We start from the raw sequence: 16,686 nt of genomic DNA, 5'->3' as shown, positions 1-16,686 counted from the left end.
GCAACTCCACCGTTATGCACTGAATAGGCATAGCTGGACTAGTGGGTGACTTGGCATGGAGTTTTGCCATCTCTAGAGGACAGTTTTAGAAATTGGGGAAGCCGTACAAGCACCTGAACCACCCAACTGATGCTGCCGTCGGATTCGTGCTCTCTGTCGTCGCGCAGACCGTTTGCCACTCCACTCAAAGGGAGTTGGATGCTGATTCCAAGCTTGAGCAACTGCTTCAAACCAATCCATAATTTGCTGAGGGGTTTGGGGATGTTGCCAGATAAGGCTCGTCGTTTCAAAATCCGTTGGATGGATTCTGCCATATTGAGCCGACTTCCGCCCAAAGGAGTGTAAAAGGGTGGGGTGGATGGACACATAGCCAGAGGACAAACTCAGGTGTTTTATGTCCTGCCAGATTGTCGCAAATTGACGGCATTCTTCTCAGGCGGCAGTGGTTTGGGCAATGTTCAATTTGATGCTCAGATTTTCGCGCCATCGTTGCCATAATAAACGCGTATCCGTTGCACTCGTTGCAGCAATAGGGGCGGGTAGAGATTGGACAATCTCTGCTAATTCTTGTTTCAACCAAAGTAATACCTGATTGAGTAGGCTGCTACCCCTTTGACTCAGACTCCCGTCCCTGGGATGAAAGAGTGTTAACAGCTTGGCAGTCCCATCTTTGACATACTCATGCGAATAAGTTGCTGGATGTTCCTGGGGTTGCCAACTCTCGCCTGGGTAAGGAACCGTGGTAAACGGGCAGGTCTCATTTTCACACCAAACGGCTAATCCATCTGCCTCTGGACTCATAGCTGCTCAATTAATGCTTTTACTTTCACCATCCCAGTATACCACTGTCACCACTCCCGATTTTGGTTTCGCACCACTTTCCCGGTTTCACACCAACTCCAGTTTCTGTTGCCAACTCCATCCTGACTCTTTCAACACCTTGTGTAAGGTGTAGGTACTCACCCGCGATAACTCTGGTTCCTGCTCTCGAATGCTCCGCTGTAGAGTACTCAAGCTACAGGTTGCCGTTCCATCGGTTAGTCGTTCCGGTTTGCGTTGCACTGCCTGAAGGATTTTGGAGCGTTGTTCACTCCCATACACAACTTCAGGGCACCCTCCATGTCGGAAGTTCAGTGCTGTAATCCCTTCTTGGTTGAACCGTGCCACTAATTGGGCAACTGCATCTCCAGAGCGTCGTCCGACTCTTGAGCTGCATCCGTGTAATCGCAACCCTCTGCTACCGCCAGTAATAGTTTGGCGCAGGGTAACTGATTGGCGCTTTCACTTTGCGACCGACTCACTTTTTCTAAATATTGCTGCTCTTCTGAGTGAGACTGCAAAGGAGATGTTTTGATGACGAGTCATAGCCTCACCTAGCGCTAGAATGTCATCATTTTCGAGCCTTTAAGAGAATAGGCAACTCAGTCAGTAGCGAATGACCCACTAGTAGTCCACCACAGTAACTATGGTGGGTAGCTTACTGTGACAGGGACGACCTGCTAAAACAGGTAGTAAGTATGACAAAGAAGTACATTGTCAGCTTGAGCGAAACAAAACGGGAAGAGCTAAAGAGCTTGATTCGCCAAGGAAAACAATCAGCAAGAACCCTAACACGAGCACATATTCTATTGCTCAGTGATGAAAATCAATCAGACCAAACCATTGCTCAAGCATTACACGTCCACGTCAATACGGTTGAACGCATCCGAGCCAAGTTCGTTGAACAAGGAGTTGAGTTTGCCCTGCGTAACCGTCCAATTCCAGGAGCAAGACGCAAATTGGATAGCAACGCAGAAGTCTCCTGTGGTTGCAACCGCCTCTAGCGATGCTCCAATGGTCGAGCCAAGTGGACAATGAAACTCCTAGCAGGATTGAGTTAGTTCGCTTGGAGTTCGTCAATCGGTGGATCAAGAACTGTGCGCCAGTACTAAAAAAACAAAATTAAGCTCTGGCTGAATCAACAATGGTGCATTCCTAAAATTGATGCCGCCTATGTCTATCGTATGGAAGATTTACTCAACTATATGCCCAACCTTATAACCAAAACACCCATTGCTTTTAGATAGCATCTCCTCTACCCATTGGTGGAGTTGAAACTCGTCAACCGATTCAGCTAAGCCAGGTCAACCCAAACAGTAGCTAGGAGTACGAACGTAATGGAGTGGTCAATTTGTTTGTTTGCCTCGACCTAGCCGGTTGGCGGCATGTGGAGGTGACTGAGCGACGCACCAAATCAGATTTTCCGTCAGATAAGCGAAAGGCTAGTAGATACTCATCATCAAGAGGCTGAGTTAATATGATTAGTCGTGGATAATCTCAACATTCACAATCCGGCAGCCTTATATGAAGTGTTTCCTGCCACAGAAGCGCGACGTATCTTGTCCAAGTTGGAGCCCATTACACGCCTAAGCACGCTAGCTGGTTAAACCAGGTCGAAATTGGGTAGTGTCGTTGTATGAAAGGATGAAAAAGAAACCATCTGCTCCCGTCGCAATTGCTCTGAATCTTTTGATTGTAGTGATGAATGAAATTCCAAATCGTTCCAATGTGATTCTCTAACTTCTTCGAGAACAATAAAGTTTGGCGCACTAAGCGTGAAATGCGTTGTCGTAACGTGTTATTCAACCGCTCAATATAGCTGGTTAACCCAGAATCCTTGTCTACTGCAAAATGTCGTTTGCTCGGTAGCACACAGGCATAGGCTTCCCAGTGCATGGTGTAGATAAAGCCATGTTGATAGCAGCAGGCTATCCCGTAGGGCTTGCGCTGACTCGGCAGAACGATCACCGACATGACACCCAATGATTTTGCCGGTCGCTACGTCCATTGCTAACAAAACCCATTGTTTATTGCCTTTGTCATCCACCAAAGACCACAACTCATCCATCTGAACCGTCAACCTTGCGGTTGTTTTGGGCAGCACCTCAGCTTGTTGGCGCACCTGCTCATAGGTCTGATTGACGTACTGTTGACCCATTTTCCGACAGCTTCAGGACTGGCGATACACCCACTAAAGGAATCCACTATAGCAATAACCGATCGATTGCGAGCCTTTGGTATCTTTGATCCTTGGGCTAGGCTGGGAATCTAACAAACTGACAACAGCACAGTCTCGGCATTTATGGTTTTGCTTGGTGATGTTTCAAACTTGTTGTTTTCGATAACAAAGATTACTTTGGTAAAGGAATCACTATTGGGAGACTCAAGCATGGTTTTAGAGCCGATTGACTGCCCTCAATGTGACGGAGTCGAAGTGATCAAACATGGCACTACTCCAGACGGCAAACAGCGCTATTTGTGTCAAAACACCCACTGCCCTCGGCGCACCTTTATTTTGCAGTATGAGTATCGAGGATATTTGCTTGAAGTCAAGCAACACATCAGTGACATGGCAATGAACGGTAGCGTTGCAGGATTGATGCCCCGTGGGTCATGGGAATAAACTAGAGCAACCCTTGGGGGATGAGTCGCGTCAGATGTTGCGATCGCTGATTAGTGCAGAAGGGGTGATGTTCTAGACTTGTGGATCATAATGTTAGATGTCTAAGCCAAATTCATAGCGGTTGATGAATAGTCCGATGACGACATCATGCAACCAGATGGACTTAGAGAAGCAAATGGTTTCGCTGGCTAACATGAACCACCCTGCTCGACTGTTGCCACTAAGGGGGAGTAGCGGCTAGGGTGGGTACGCCCTTCAGTCGATTGCCCAGGATGATTTCTAACTTTGTAGATCGCCTTAAAGATCTGATCAAGCCCAATGCAGCCAATCTTGGCCCGGTCCCTTCAGGAGAATTTGTCAAAGGCATTAACCTAGGCGGAGCATCCGTTACCCTTGAAGGACATCGTTGGGAATCCTACGAGGCAGCGCTTGCTCAGGGTTTATCCGTGCCTGAGGCAACTGTCTTCACGACTCAGATCAAGCCCACGCCTACGGGTAATCGCGATTTGCGCCAAATGTTGAATACTGTGGTGTATCGATCGCACACTTTGGAAATCCGCCAAACTCTGCCTAATGGCACCTATGATCTGTACTTGTGGATGATGGAAAATTACCAGACAAACTGGCATTCTCTTGAGGTGCAGGTGGCAGGACAGCCAATCGCTACAGGTATCGGTAAACTAGTTTTGGGACATTGGCAGCGCTATGGTGGCTATCCTGTGGCAATTGATAAGGGTCTATTAGAGATGACGATCGCCACCCACAACCCAGATATCGACGCACATCTCATGGGTCTCAGTATCTTTAGACTTAGCTATTAACCCGGCAATTAAATATTTTTTGTTGCCGGGTGCGCTCCGCAACAGATCAAGAACTCCGCCGCAAGGGGACAGAGTATGAACAGCCAACTTTTCTTTGTAGGACGTTAAAACCCCGTAAACTTGTGAGACAAACCGAGCCATCAGAGTGTGTTGCAAATTGCGACTCCCGCAATAGTGCTGCTTTGAGGTCAACGGATTATTGCTTTTCTCAAACCTAGTCTAGACAAGGCTTCTAGTCCATCTGGCACCTTCTTGCCTTTATGTCGGCTCAACTCCTAGTTTAATGATGGTTCCCGTTGAGAGCCGCCGTGCGGTCCTCACGCTTGCTTCTGCGACAGAAGGCAGCGCATTGCACAAGATAAACATAATGGCTCATGGAATATGCTCAATGCCTATATCGTTCGTTGCCCATCAAGCCTAGTCGTCTTTTGATCGGAGCGATGGTCATTCATTCGCCAGCCGCATCTGTTGCGATAACGAAGCCAGATCGGTGCTGACCAAGGTCGCTGCTAGGCGGGTTTACCGAGGAAATCTCGTTTACCCAGTGCAACGCCATGATGTCTGAGAATGTCATAAGCCGTGGTGACATGAAAATAGACGTTCGGTAACACAAAGTATTGGAGATACAGTAAACCTTCAAAGACCATCGTTTCTTCGCCGACTGGTAGGGAAATTGACCGTGCCTCAGACCCATCAATTTGATCGGCGGGCAACGTTTCCAGGTGGGTGACGGTTTGCTGGAGCCGTGCGATCAGTTCCGGAAAGGTCGATTCCTTGTCTTCCATGGAGGGAGCGACTAAGCCTGCCAGTCTGGCGGCACCTCTACGAGCGACATCAGAAGCGATTTGTACCTGCCGCCCCAGCGGAAACATATCGGGATAGAGTCGGCTGTTAATCAAGAGCGCTGGTTCAATTTTTTGGGCTTCAGCATGGGCTGCACCCTTTTCTAAGATCACCACGAGATTGTTGAGTGCGCGTATCAGCGACGGCACAGAGGCTTGATACATCGAAATGGGCATGAGCATGGCTCTTAAAAGCTGATCATAGCAGTATTGTCTGTTGGCAGGGGTTGCCCTGTCGGGAACGCTCGCTCAGGAGCACGCCAGGATCAAGTTGATGCTGGATGAGTGTAAGCATACGGCTCTGACTCGTTCCAGGCTATCTGTGCGAAAGCGTAGTCGATCGCCTAAACTACAACAGCCAGTCATGTCCGCGATCAATGCCCTTGCCCCTTACCGCCAGTGCTGTTGTGACTCACGCCAAAATCGTGGGTAGCTTGCTTGCGCTCATGTGGGTGTTAGAGCTTGTAGACCAGGTGTTGTTGCGGCACCGCTTAGATCGCTTCGGCATTGTGCCCCGAACCCAGATTGGACTGCGGGGCATTGTGTTTGCGCCACTGCTACACGGGACTTGGCAGCACTTGATGGCAAATACAATTCCATTCGCTGTGCTGGGCTGGTTGACCCTCTTGCATGGCGTTACCGAATTTACGATCGCGACAGTTGTGATCTGGTTGGTGAGTGGTGTGGGCGTTTGGCTTTTTGCAGCCCCCCGTACCCTACACATTGGCGCAAGCAGCATCATTTTTGGCTATTTCGGCTTTTTGCTGTCCCGGAGCTACTTTGAGCAAGACCTGCTCTCGGCTGGCATTGCGATCGTGGTGGCGTTGCTTTACGGTCCACTGATCTGGGGTATTTTGCCGTCCCGGCAACGTGGCATCTCCTGGCAAGGACATCTGTTTGGCTTAGTCGGCGGCATCCTCACAGCGCGTTATTTGCCAGAACTGAAGCAATGGTTTGCCACGTTCCAAGGTTAGCCGTTAACCGCAAAGCGCGTTGCTCAAGTGACGGTCACATTGACGTGTAGCGATGAATGAAATTCCAAATCGCTCCGGTATGATTGTCCAACGACTTCGAGAAGGACAACTTTCTTCTCACCGTGTGTATTTTCAAAGTTTTAGCTTCTCAGATTTTTGAATTGGAAAAATAAGCCGAAGCACAAGAGTTAACTCTAGCGGGAGTAGGATACGTTTGTAGAAGTGTGATAGATAGGTTTGAGTGACTAAAATTTTGGATTTTTGACTTGGCGCAAATCCAGACTGTTTTTACTTCCACTCAAGCCTTTCCTACGGAAATGTTCTAATGTCTGCACTCCAGTTGCTCCTGCTTGAACCAAATCTGCTTGATGCCCAAAAAATGCAGGCTACGTTATCAAGTGGCGGCATTAACTACCAACTGCTGCGGGTGGACACTTGTGCTGATTTCGTCGAAGCATTGGAGATCAATAGTTTTGACCTGATCTTGTCAGATTATTCGTTATCTGGTTTTGAGGGTAGCACTGCCTTAGAAATCGCCCATCAACAGCAACCTGAAACTCCGTTTGTCTTTGTCTCTGTGAGCGTGGGCGAAGAGTTGGCGATCGCAGCACTTGAAGCCGGAGCCGCCGGGTTTGTCCTCAAGCACCGCTTAGAGCGATTAATACCCTGTGTGGAGCGAGTACTGCGAGAAAACAGCCGCTATATCTCTACAGAAGCGGCTTTATGTCAAGAGGACGCATCAAACTGGGCAGCAGTGGCACAAGACACCGGGGCAACATTACGAGATACTGAAGCCCGCCTGCGTGCAGTGGCGGCTAACCTGCCTCAGGGAGCGGTGTTTGTGGTCGATCGCGATTTGCGCTATCTCTTAGCAGAGGGAGAAGCATTGCAAAACGCAGGCATGACTTCTGAAGATTTGGTAGGCAAAACCATTTGGGAAGCGCTTGATCCCGCTTTGGCAAACTACTATGAACCCTACTTTCGTCAGGGATTAAAGGGTGAGCCGTTTAGCCATGAGCATGACAGCCACAATCGCCACTACATTTCTCATGGCACTCCATTGGTAAACGAGCAGGATGAGGTCTATGCCGTGTTGGCAATGTCATACGACATCACCGATCGCGTGCGCGGCGAAGACGATCGCAAACAGGCTGAAGATGCCTTGCGTGTGTCGGAAGCCCGTTACCGCCTGCTCTTTACTTCCATAGATGAAGCGTATGCGGTGGTTGAACCGCTGAGAAACGATCGCGGCGAGTGGAGCGATTTTCGGTTTATGGAAGTGAACCCGGCTTTTGTTGAGCAGACCAGCATGGACTATCCGGTCGGGCGGCTAGCGACTGATCTCTTAGGCACACCGAACCCGCGCTGGGCGCAAATCTGGGGACAAGTTGCCGAAACTGGCGAGCCAATTCGTTTTGAAGAAAGCGAAGCCCAACTTGGGCGCACCTTTGACCTTTATGCGTTTCGGCTCCACGACGATCGCACGGTCGGCATCATCTTCCAAGACATCACCGAACGCAAACGGCAAGAGCAGCGGCAGGCATTTCTTTTGAAGTTGAGCGACGCGCTACGTCCGCTGTCCGATGCTAGGGAAATTCAACGCGCGGCGATGCGCGTCCTCGGCGAGCATTTCGCGCTTGATCGGGCAATGTATGCCGAGATTACGCCCGACGGCGAAACCGTAATCGTCAATGACAACTATCTGAGCGGGCGTTTTCCGGCGTTCACGGGCGAGTTTCCCCTCGCGGCTTACGGCTCAATTATCAACAAACTCCGTGACGGCGAGCCGATGATTGTCGCGGATGTTGACGCAGAAACTGAATTGACCGAGACGGAAAAGACGAACTATAAGGTAATCGGCTCGACTGCCTTCGTGACCATCCCGCTGATCAAAGGCGGACGCTGGGTTTCCAATCTCGTCGTCCATCAGGGCGAGCCGCGCCGCTGGATGACGGCAGAAATCGCCCTTTTGCAGGAGACTGCGGAAAGAACCTGGGCGGCGGTCGAACGTGCCCACGCCGAAGCCAAGTTGCGCGAGTCGGAAGAACGGTATCGCGGTGTCGTCAATCAATCGATCGCTGGCGTGGCCGAAACCGATTTGACCGGAAAATTTACTTTGGTCAACAATCGCTATTGCGAGATTGTCGGCTACACCCGTGCCGAACTGTTAGACGGAATGTGGATGCAGGATCTGACGCACGTAGCAGATTTGCCCAACAATCAAAAACAGTTCAAGCAATTGGCACGGGATGGCACTGCCTTTGAAATTGAAAAGCGGTATATCCACAAAGAGGGTGCGGAAGTTTGGGTAAACAACAGCGTCTTTACCGTCGTGAGTGCAGATGGCGAACGGCAGTCGATCGTCGCTATTGTGTTGGACATCACCGAGCGCAAACGCCGCGAATTGAACACGGCTTTTCTCGATGAAGTCAGCAACGCTTTAAGCAATCTGTCCATGCCGGATGAGATTATGCAAACCGTCGGCGCAAAGGTTGGCGAATTTCTGCACCTTTCGGGCTGCGTTTTTGCAGACGTTGACGAAGCACAAGGCGAACTCACCGTGCATCACGGCTGGACAACGGCAGCGGTGCCCAGTTTAAAACAAACCTTTCGGCTACAAGATTATTTGACCGAAGCATTCAGCCGTGCCTGTCGCGCTGGAGAAACAGTCATCGTCCGCGATACGGGACATGACGATCGCACAGACGCAGAAAACTACGCCCGTTTGCAAGTCGGCAGCTTTGTTGTCGTGCCGTTTCACTGGCAGGGACGCTGGACGGCGTATGTTGCCGTGACGACCATCGAGCCACGCGATTGGCAAACAGCCGAAATCGATTTGTTACAGGAACTCTCAAACCGCCTGTTCCCGCGCATCGAACGCGCCCGCGCTGAAGAAACCATTGCCGCCGATTTGCGAGATACGCAACGATTGCGGGAACTAGGGGCGCAATTGGTGACAGAAGGCGATTTTCAAACCCTCTATCAAGAGCTTTTGTCAGTGGCGATCGCCCTCACCCATGCTCAAGCGGGGACAATCCAACTGCTGGATGCTTCAACCAACGAACTGGTGATGCTTGCCTCGCAAAACATACCACTAGAGATGTCTGAGCATTTCCGTCGCATTGATGCCCGTTTTAATACCTCCTGCGGCATGGTTTTGCGGACTGGAGATCGTAGCTTTGTCGATTTTGATGTCCCCGAAAGCGAAGACCCGGATAGCTCTCTGCGAATGCTTATGGAGGCGGGCTATCTCTCGGCTCAGTCCACGCCGCTCATTACTCGCTCTGGTGAATTAATCGGCATGATTTCTACCCACTGGCACGACCACCATCGACCGACTGAACGCGAGTTGCAGTTCCTTGATCTCCTTACCCGTCAAGCCGCCGATTTAATTGAACAACGGCAATTTGAGCAGGCATTGCGCCAGAGTGAATCCCGCTTCCGCCTCATGGTGGAAAGTGCCAAGGAATATGCCATCGTCACCCTCGACCTGAATGGCATTGTGACGAGTTGGAACACGGGTGCTGAAAGCCTCCTGGGCTATGCCGAAGCCGAAATTGTCGGTCGTCATGCTCGCCTGATCTTCACACCCGAAGACATCGAACAGGAAAAACTTGAGCAAGCAATGCAGTGTGCCCAGACTCACGGCAGGGCAGAAAACGAACGCTGGTATATGCGGCAAGATGGCAGACGTTTTTGGGGGAGTGGTTTGGTGATGCCCTTGCAGGATGAAGCAGGCACCATGCAAGGCTTTGTCAAGATCTTGCAGGACAAAACCACCGAACGACAAAATGCCATTGATCGCGAACAGCTTTTGCAACAAGAGCAAGCCGCCCGCACCGAAGCCGATCGCGCCAACCGCGTTAAAGATGAGTTTTTGGCAGTACTCTCTCATGAATTGAGATCGCCCCTCAATCCCATTTTGGGCTGGACTCGATTGCTGCAAGGCGGCAGATTGGATGCAACTCGCCAGCGCGAAGCATTAGAGACAATCGAGCGCAATGCCAGACTGCAAACTCAACTGATTGAAGATTTACTCGACATCTCTCGCATCATGCAGGGCAAGTTGAGCTTAACCGTTGCTCCCATTAGTTTGACGTTTGTGATTACGGCAGCCGTCGAAACTGTGCGACTGGCAGCCGAAGCCAAACAGATTCAGATTTTGCTTGACCTCACAACTGAAATCGCACCTATTTTGGGTGATGCGGCTCGACTCCAGCAAGTAATCTGGAATTTGTTGACCAATGCTGTCAAGTTCACACCCAACGGTAGGCGAGTCACCATTGAACTACGGCAGATCGAGCAATTGGCTCAGATTCGAGTCATTGATACCGGAAAAGGCATCTCTCCTGACTTTCTACCTTATGTATTCGAGTATTTCCGTCAGGCAGATTTCACTACAACTCGCAAATTTGGCGGATTGGGGTTAGGGCTGGCGATCGTCAAACAAGTCGTCGAAATGCACGGGGGAACGGTTCAGGCAGGTAGCTCAGGTGAAAATCAAGGCGCAACCTTTACCGTGCAGTTGCCCCTGCTTCAGCAGGTGGTTCCAACTTCCTCGGAATCGTCTCAGGCGACCGCAGAAAACCTGGAAGCTTCCTTGAGTAACCTCCAAATTTTAGTGGTCGATGATGAGGCAGATACCCGCGAGTTCCAAGCATTTCTGTTGGAACAAAGTGGAGCGAGAGTCATTGCCGTTGCTTCCGGGGTGGAAGCGCTGCAAGTATTCGATCAATTCATCCCCGATATCCTGGTCAGTGATGTTGGCATGGCTGAGATGGATGGTTATATGCTGATCCAACACATTCGATCGCGCTCATCTGAGCAAGGCGGCACAATTCCAGCGATCGCGCTGACGGCTTATGCCAGGGACTTTGACCAGCAAAAAGCACTTCAGGCAGGCTTTCAGGCACACATTACTAAGCCCGTAGAACCAGACGTGTTGATTCAGACAATCACAAATTTGCTGGAACACAACAATCTTTAGGTATAAAAACTTCTCTACTGCTCGTGGCTTTTTTACTATTTTGGACCCGCGGGCGCATTTGAACAGAAAGTTATGTTTTTGAATTCGGGTATTACCGAAAGCCTTGGCATGTAAGATTTACAGCTATAGGGGTCGAGATCCCTTCTACCGCCGCGTATCGGCGACGATCTTTCTCTGATAAGGAGTGGTAAAACCGTTGCATCTGTTGCTCGAATTCAGGCGGGTACGCTTGCATTGCATCACAGAAAAAATAGGTGCTTTTCAGTCTATCTTCTTTGCCTCCTCTCTCCGGTCTTATTTAATTCACGATCCTAGGGGAGAGCGATCGTACTGCGCCAATAGGTCAGCCGGATTGTCATAAATGGCGATCGCGCCCGACAATTGCTCGTCGCTGAAGCCGCCTGTGCGGAAGGCAATCACACCAACCCCTGCTTTAGCTGCTGCCTCAACATCGTAGGGCGTATCTGCCAGCATCACCGTGAGATCGGCAGCGAGATCGGCTTTATTGAGTGCCGCTTCTACAATATCGGGTTCGGGTTTCGATTCTTTGACATCGCTAGACGTGATGATCTGTTGCAACAGATCATCAACTTGAGCCGCCTTGAGCAAAACCTCCATTTCCTGCTCGGTCGCAGAACTGGCAATAATCAAATTTAAGCCTTCAGTTTGCATTTTTTGTACCAAGTCTCTGGCTCCTTGGGTCGGGGAAAGGTGGGAAGCAAACTTAGTCAGGATCAACTCTTTGCGATGATCCGCGATTTGTTTACCTGTGCCGTCCTTGCCATTCAATTCCGGCACCAATCGGGGGATCACCTGGTCGCCGCCCATTTCAATCAGAGAACGGATCTGCTCAAACTTGATGTCGTAACCGTAGGCGGCAAAGGCTTCCATCCAAGCCTTTGCATGGGCATCGTTGCTTAATACCAACGTGCCGTCTACATCCAAAATTACTCCTGATAGTGCCATGGTGATTTCTCCACTGCCGATGGTTAAGAATGATGATTAACTAAAATCTGTCCGTTGTTCCCTGTGCATTAAATGGATGGCCCTCGCCTTCACCTAAGAGATCTTCTGGATTAGCGGCTGGAGTCGTAGCAGCAGAATCAAGCTGCCCACTATCATGACTTTGTTTAACTCCAGCACCTTTATGGCTAGCATGACCGCTACTCATATGGTTTCCTCCAATTTTTTAGTGGTTCTATTCATTACAGAACCCTTTTGGTAATTCAACTTCATTCGTAGGGCTTACTTCTAAGCAAACTGTCTGCAAGTCACAGCAACCAGACAATAAGGGTTTCGAGTACATCCAAAATTAAACTGGTCGGTTTTGAGATCGCCCCTTTAAACGGGTAAAACCTTTTCTACATCAACGGTGACAGCCTGCAACTCTTTTGCCTTTTCTTCAGGTAAGACATCATTCGCAAACATTCCGGCTGCGAGTTCGGTGCCTGCCAAATATTTGATTCTGTCAGTCGTATGATAGGGTGGGTAAAATTCAGCATGGAGATGCCATTCGGGATGCGATTCGCAGTTGCCTGGAGCCTGAAACCACGCCATCAGGTAGGGAAACGGACGCTTCCACAAGCCGTCATATTTATAGCGTGACGGAGTTAGAACAAGTTTCGGCGTTGCTTAATTAAGGTATGAATTTGAATTTATCATCCTGAATGAAGCATTGCGAAATGAAGGATCTATCGAGATTCTTCGCTCCACTTCGTTGCACTCAGAATGACAATTCATACTTCTGATCAGCAACGCTCAAGTTTCTTTTAGGTCAAACTTTGTCGGAGTTTTTCAGCCAAGGTTTGAACATTGGGTTGCTTCAGCAGAGATAAATGATTGCCCGGTACTTGATGAAGCTGAATATCTTGAGCCAGTGCATCCCAACCCAAAGTGAGATCTTGACCGATAGCGTCAGATTGTTCAGCGGCTTTAAATAGCGTGATCTGGTTGGGGTAGGGCTGTGGCACATAGCGATAGGCGGCTTGGCTGTTGGCATACACAATTCGGAGCATCGGTGCGATCGCAGATTCATCCAATAGCTGCAATCGAGACTCTTCAGGAATCTGGCGCACAATTGCAGACCACTGCCAGCGAGAAAGCCAGGGTTTCCAGGAGCGAAGTCGGTTTGTCACGATCGCGCCATAGTCCAGTACAAAGGGCAGAGTAGACCAGAAAGCCGTTCCCAAAAGAAACTTAAGACTTTGATAAAGAGACGGTTGGTGATTGAGCGGAGCCGGAGTATCAAGAATTGCCAACAGTGCAATCTGCTGCCCTGCCTGAGTGAGTTGTTGCGCCATCTCAAAGGCAACCAGCCCACCAAACGACCAGCCGCCCAGAAAATAGGGACCGTGGGGCTGAAGCACTTGAATGGCTCGAATATAGTAGGCAGCGATCGCTTCAATCTGGGTTAAAGGGGGCTGTTTGCCGTCCAATCCTAACGGTTGAAGTCCATAGAAGCTGCGATCGCTCCCCAGATAATGCGCCAGTTCCAGATAGGGAAACACCACGCCAAACATGGGATGCACACAGAAAAAAGGGTGCTTGCTTCCACCTAAGGTTAAGGGAATCAGAGGTGATCTAGAGTTTGTAACCAAGTGGGGGGCTACAACCGGAGCGCTGGATGGTGGAGTTGCTGCGGGCAGGTGGGGAATTTGGGCACTGCCGTTGGAGATGATGGCTTCTCCTAGGTTGCCGCTGGGCGATCGCGGACGACGGTGAGCCGCACGATCTAACCGGATCAAGGGGGGAATTTTTGGGGTTGAGTGGGTGTCCTGTAGAGTTTCCAAAATAGTCGCCAATTGGGCGATCGTGGGTGCTTCAAACACACATTTCAAGGGCAACTCTCGCTCAAAAGCATCCCATACACGAGAAGTCATTTGGGTCGCCAACAGAGAGTGTCCACCTAACTCAAAAAAGTTGTCATGGATAGTGAGGTGCTTGAGGTGTAACAACTCTTTCCAAATATCAATCAGAGTTGATTCGGTTGGAGTTAATTCTGCGGTTCCGGTAGCATTACGCACTGCACTCATCGTTGCGCTGGATAAGTGAATTGAATCTTCACTCACTGACGTTGGATAGCGATATTGGTCTGCAACACCAACGCGGTCAACCTTACCATTGATAGTTAAAGGCAGCGTTTTCAACGGCACAAAAACCGAGGGCACCATATAGTCAGGTAAGGTTTGTTTGAGATATTGACGAAGGTCAGGAATCAGTTGACGGGCAAATTTAGACTGAAGTGGAGCGTTGGTGTAGGGCTGACTCGATTGATCGAGGGGCTGCGGAATTGGCGGAGCGATCGCATCAACGCCATGGCGAATCAACTGCACATCATAGTCGCCGCTATGGGATGGAGTTGACCAGGTAATCTCCACGCGATAAGACAACACCGTTTCCAGATCCCACCAATCCTGAGGATCGATGCCGCATAACGGAGTCGCCGCGCAAACGGACTGTTCTGCCAAATCTTGCAAGAGATCTCGCATCCGCCCAACCGTTTTTGGAGTTTCTTTGTTATGCAGCCAGTTTGCCGTTTGGACAGCCGCAGCCACGCGACTATTCGTAACATGGGTGATCTTAAATATTTCTGGTTCAGTCTCGATTATTTTTTTTTGAATCTGCTTAACGGTGATGGGATTAAGCTGCCAATGATGGTGTTGAATTGAATCGTCTGAGCGCAATCCAGGTTGATTCGCACCTTTAAATTTATCGTTGATATGCAGCAAAACGTTATAGCGAAACTGCGTCATTTCATTGTGACTGCGACCCCGTGAGAGACGAATTTGTACCCGCTGAATTTGAGAAAATCGCTGATGCAATCCATCAAAAAACGCTGGAGCGATCGCTAATTCGGGGTCCTCAAACTGCGATCGCTCCACTTGCTGCTGAAGTTGGGATCGTTCCATTGCTGGATCTGCCTGAGAAAATTTCATCCAAGTATGAAAAGCAGTCAATAGAGGTAAACTTCGCACATCGCCAACAAACAGAACACCCCCCGGACTCACTGCTTGAATGGCTCCCTCCAACACCTGCATCAAATATTCTGCACTCGGAAAATACTGGACGATAGAATTCAAAATCACGACATCAAATGATGCTATATCAATGCCCTCAAAATCAGTTGCTATTCGTTGTAAGAGTTCAACTTGAGGGAGGTTGAGGGTATCTAATTGATGTTGAATTGACTGTAATGAAACTGTCGAGAAGTCTGTCCCCACATACCTCTGGCAGTGAGGCGCAATTTGAAAGAGCAATAATCCAGTGCCACAGCCAATTTCCAGCACCCGTTTGGGTTTGAGAGCGAGAATTTGCTGGACGCGATCGCTGACCCACTCTTGCATTTGCTCAAGCGGAATGGGTTCTCCGGTGTAGCTGCTGTTCCAGCCTGTGATGTTGAATTGAGGAGTAGAGATTGGAGATTGATAGGTTTGGTTATAGAGAGTTTGCCACTGTTGAACCTGCTGAGTTTGCAGCGATTGCAAGATAGGTTGCTGAAGCTGATGATGAGTCGCTTGGGCAGGTCGTTGAGCGGAATTGAGGCTGAAATAGGCGATCAGGCGCATTTCGTCGAATGACTTGTCAGAGGCAATCACAACCACATCTTGAATATCTGGATGACGTTGTAGCGTTGCTTCAATTTCGCCCAACTCTACCCGAAACCCGCGAATTTTAATTTGGCTATCCACTCGACCCAGAAACTCAATCGTTCCATCCGTGCGGTATTGAGCGCGATCGCCAGTTCTGTAAAGTGCGGAGTACGGAGTGCAGAGTGTGGAGTTAAATGGATTGTCAATAAACCGATCGGTCGTCAATTCTGGACGATTGAGATAGCCACGGGCGAGTCCTGCACCACCAATATATAGTTCGCCTGGAATACCTGCGGGAACTGAATTTAAGGCTGCATCGAGAATATAGACCTGGGTATTGAGGATAGGGCGACCGATCGTCAAGGGATGATCGCCTGGGTTGAGTTCAGCAACGGTTGCCCAGATGGTGGTTTCTGTGGGACCGTAAGCGTTGAAGAAGTGACGATTGGTTGCCCAGCGATCGATGACTTGACTAGAGCAGGCTTCCCCTCCGGTAATGAGTACTTGGAGGTCGGGGAGTTCAACGACCGGAAGAACAGCCAGCACTGCTGGAGTGATCAGAGCGTGAGTAATTGCATGATCTTGAAGAAATCTCACCAGTGCCATTCCTGGGAGTTGAGCAGGCTGAGGCGGAATATACAACGTGCCACCGGAGCCGAACGCTAGCGCAATCTCGAAAATAGAAGCATCAAAACTGAGAGAACTGAGTTGCAAAATTCGACTGCTGCGATCCACATAAAAGGCGCACTGCTGTGCCTCAACAACATTGCACAAACCTCGATGAGAGAGAAGAACTCCTTTCGGGGTGCCTGTGGAACCGGAGGTGTAGATCACATAGGCAAGATGATCTGGAGTTAGAGTCATCTCACCAATCTCAGAATGCGGCGGCAAGGGTTGATCGAGGAGAAGTATCTTTGCTGGAGATGCGGGTAGGGATTCGACTAACCAGGATTGCGTTAGCAGAATCGAAACCTGCGTATCGGTCAACATAAAGTCGAGGCGATCGCTGGGATAATGGGGGTCGAGTGGCA

General features: G+C 49.7%; 14 protein-coding genes and 3 pseudogenes. 5 read left to right on the top strand and 12 right to left on the bottom strand.

Features of this window, described 5'->3' with window-relative positions; genetic code table 11:
• Positions 1-38: 38 nt before the first annotated feature.
• The 4 genes from AC1S5B_RS19630 to AC1S5B_RS19615 form a co-directional block, all read right to left on the bottom strand.
• Positions 39-368: a hypothetical protein gene (locus tag AC1S5B_RS19630; protein WP_482037386.1), complete on the bottom strand. Its 330-nt coding sequence runs from the start codon at positions 366-368 to the stop codon at positions 39-41.
• A gap of 64 nt (positions 369-432) precedes the next feature.
• Positions 433-801 (bottom strand): hypothetical protein, encoded by a 369-nt coding sequence (locus AC1S5B_RS19625; RefSeq protein WP_482037385.1) that lies wholly within the window; start codon positions 799-801, stop codon positions 433-435.
• Positions 802-888: 87 nt separating this feature from the next.
• Complete coding sequence (locus tag AC1S5B_RS19620; protein ID WP_482037384.1) at positions 889-1,167, bottom strand: hypothetical protein; 279 nt, start codon at positions 1,165-1,167, stop codon at positions 889-891.
• The gene (locus AC1S5B_RS19615) at positions 1,167-1,340 is read right to left on the bottom strand and encodes a hypothetical protein (protein WP_482037383.1); all 174 of its coding nucleotides are present in this window, start codon (positions 1,338-1,340) and stop codon (positions 1,167-1,169) included. Before AC1S5B_RS19615 ends, AC1S5B_RS19620 begins: the two co-directional genes overlap by 1 nt.
• 177 nt (positions 1,341-1,517) lie before the next feature.
• Between AC1S5B_RS19615 and AC1S5B_RS19610 the strand changes: the two genes are divergently transcribed.
• Positions 1,518-1,823 (top strand): helix-turn-helix domain-containing protein, encoded by a 306-nt coding sequence (locus AC1S5B_RS19610; protein WP_482037382.1) that lies wholly within the window; start codon positions 1,518-1,520, stop codon positions 1,821-1,823.
• Positions 1,824-2,397: 574 nt separating this feature from the next.
• Here AC1S5B_RS19610 and AC1S5B_RS19605 read toward each other — a convergent pair.
• Positions 2,398-2,715 carry an IS1 family transposase gene (locus AC1S5B_RS19605; RefSeq protein WP_482037543.1) on the bottom strand — a complete coding sequence of 106 codons (318 nt, stop codon included), beginning with the start codon at positions 2,713-2,715 and terminating at the stop codon, positions 2,398-2,400.
• Positions 2,630-2,977, bottom strand: coding sequence for a hypothetical protein (locus tag AC1S5B_RS19600; protein ID WP_482037547.1), 348 nt, complete (start codon positions 2,975-2,977; stop codon positions 2,630-2,632). The genes AC1S5B_RS19605 and AC1S5B_RS19600 overlap by 86 nt, the downstream gene beginning before the upstream one ends.
• A gap of 231 nt (positions 2,978-3,208) precedes the next feature.
• Between AC1S5B_RS19600 and AC1S5B_RS19595 the strand changes: the two are divergent.
• Positions 3,209-3,406: pseudogene (locus AC1S5B_RS19595) on the top strand (IS1/IS1595 family N-terminal zinc-binding domain-containing protein); the annotation flags it as partial.
• Positions 3,407-3,535: 129 nt separating this feature from the next.
• Here AC1S5B_RS19595 and AC1S5B_RS19590 read toward each other — a convergent pair.
• Positions 3,536-3,634 (bottom strand): annotated as a pseudogene (locus tag AC1S5B_RS19590) (IS1 family transposase); the annotation flags it as partial.
• Positions 3,635-3,714: 80 nt separating this feature from the next.
• On the opposite strand from AC1S5B_RS19590, the gene AC1S5B_RS19585 reads away from it, so the two are divergent.
• Positions 3,715-4,263 (top strand): hypothetical protein, encoded by a 549-nt coding sequence (locus AC1S5B_RS19585; protein ID WP_482037381.1) that lies wholly within the window; start codon positions 3,715-3,717, stop codon positions 4,261-4,263.
• Between the two features lie 509 nt (positions 4,264-4,772).
• Here AC1S5B_RS19585 and AC1S5B_RS19580 read toward each other — a convergent pair.
• Positions 4,773-5,282 carry a DUF1993 domain-containing protein gene (locus AC1S5B_RS19580; RefSeq protein ID WP_482037380.1) on the bottom strand — a complete coding sequence of 170 codons (510 nt, stop codon included), beginning with the start codon at positions 5,280-5,282 and terminating at the stop codon, positions 4,773-4,775.
• Positions 5,283-5,482: 200 nt separating this feature from the next.
• On the opposite strand from AC1S5B_RS19580, the gene AC1S5B_RS19575 reads away from it, so the two are divergent.
• Positions 5,483-6,079 carry a rhomboid family intramembrane serine protease gene (locus tag AC1S5B_RS19575; protein WP_482037379.1) on the top strand — a complete coding sequence of 199 codons (597 nt, stop codon included), beginning with the start codon at positions 5,483-5,485 and terminating at the stop codon, positions 6,077-6,079.
• Positions 6,080-6,404: 325 nt separating this feature from the next.
• Positions 6,405-11,066, top strand: coding sequence for a PAS domain S-box protein (locus tag AC1S5B_RS19570; protein WP_482037378.1), 4,662 nt, complete (start codon positions 6,405-6,407; stop codon positions 11,064-11,066).
• A gap of 303 nt (positions 11,067-11,369) precedes the next feature.
• Here AC1S5B_RS19570 and AC1S5B_RS19565 read toward each other — a convergent pair whose 3' ends face one another.
• The 4 genes and pseudogenes from AC1S5B_RS19565 to AC1S5B_RS19550 form a co-directional block, all read right to left on the bottom strand.
• Positions 11,370-12,032 carry an HAD family hydrolase gene (locus tag AC1S5B_RS19565; RefSeq protein ID WP_482037377.1) on the bottom strand — a complete coding sequence of 221 codons (663 nt, stop codon included), beginning with the start codon at positions 12,030-12,032 and terminating at the stop codon, positions 11,370-11,372.
• Positions 12,033-12,072: 40 nt separating this feature from the next.
• Positions 12,073-12,237, bottom strand: coding sequence for a hypothetical protein (locus AC1S5B_RS19560; RefSeq protein WP_482037376.1), 165 nt, complete (start codon positions 12,235-12,237; stop codon positions 12,073-12,075).
• Positions 12,238-12,407: 170 nt separating this feature from the next.
• Positions 12,408-12,671, bottom strand: a pseudogene (locus tag AC1S5B_RS19555) (galactose-1-phosphate uridylyltransferase); the annotation flags it as partial.
• 164 nt (positions 12,672-12,835) lie between these two features.
• Positions 12,836-16,686, bottom strand: a 3,851-nt coding sequence (locus tag AC1S5B_RS19550; protein WP_482037375.1) for an amino acid adenylation domain-containing protein, incomplete at its 5' end; no start/stop codon positions are given.

Source organism: Leptolyngbya sp. CALU 1928, assembly GCF_056784215.1.
This window is presented reverse-complemented; position numbering and strand designations above follow the sequence as displayed.

Bases quoted from the DNA above. Each gene is read 5' to 3' on its own strand.
- AC1S5B_RS19630 (WP_482037386.1), bottom strand. From the start codon at position 368: ATGTGTCCATCCACCCCACCCTTTTACACTCCTTTGGGCGGAAGTCGG.
- AC1S5B_RS19605 (WP_482037543.1), bottom strand. From the start codon at position 2,715: ATGCACTGGGAAGCCTATGCCTGTGTGCTACCGAGCAAACGACATTTT.
- AC1S5B_RS19580 (WP_482037380.1), bottom strand. From the start codon at position 5,282: ATGCCCATTTCGATGTATCAAGCCTCTGTGCCGTCGCTGATACGCGCA.
- AC1S5B_RS19610 (WP_482037382.1), top strand. From the start codon at position 1,518: ATGACAAAGAAGTACATTGTCAGCTTGAGCGAAACAAAACGGGAAGAG.
- AC1S5B_RS19560 (WP_482037376.1), bottom strand. From the start codon at position 12,237: ATGAGTAGCGGTCATGCTAGCCATAAAGGTGCTGGAGTTAAACAAAGT.
- AC1S5B_RS19575 (WP_482037379.1), top strand. From the start codon at position 5,483: ATGCCCTTGCCCCTTACCGCCAGTGCTGTTGTGACTCACGCCAAAATC.
- AC1S5B_RS19570 (WP_482037378.1), top strand. From the start codon at position 6,405: ATGTCTGCACTCCAGTTGCTCCTGCTTGAACCAAATCTGCTTGATGCC.
- AC1S5B_RS19565 (WP_482037377.1), bottom strand. From the start codon at position 12,032: ATGGCACTATCAGGAGTAATTTTGGATGTAGACGGCACGTTGGTATTA.
- AC1S5B_RS19600 (WP_482037547.1), bottom strand. From the start codon at position 2,977: ATGGGTCAACAGTACGTCAATCAGACCTATGAGCAGGTGCGCCAACAA.
- AC1S5B_RS19625 (WP_482037385.1), bottom strand. From the start codon at position 801: ATGAGTCCAGAGGCAGATGGATTAGCCGTTTGGTGTGAAAATGAGACC.
- AC1S5B_RS19585 (WP_482037381.1), top strand. From the start codon at position 3,715: ATGATTTCTAACTTTGTAGATCGCCTTAAAGATCTGATCAAGCCCAAT.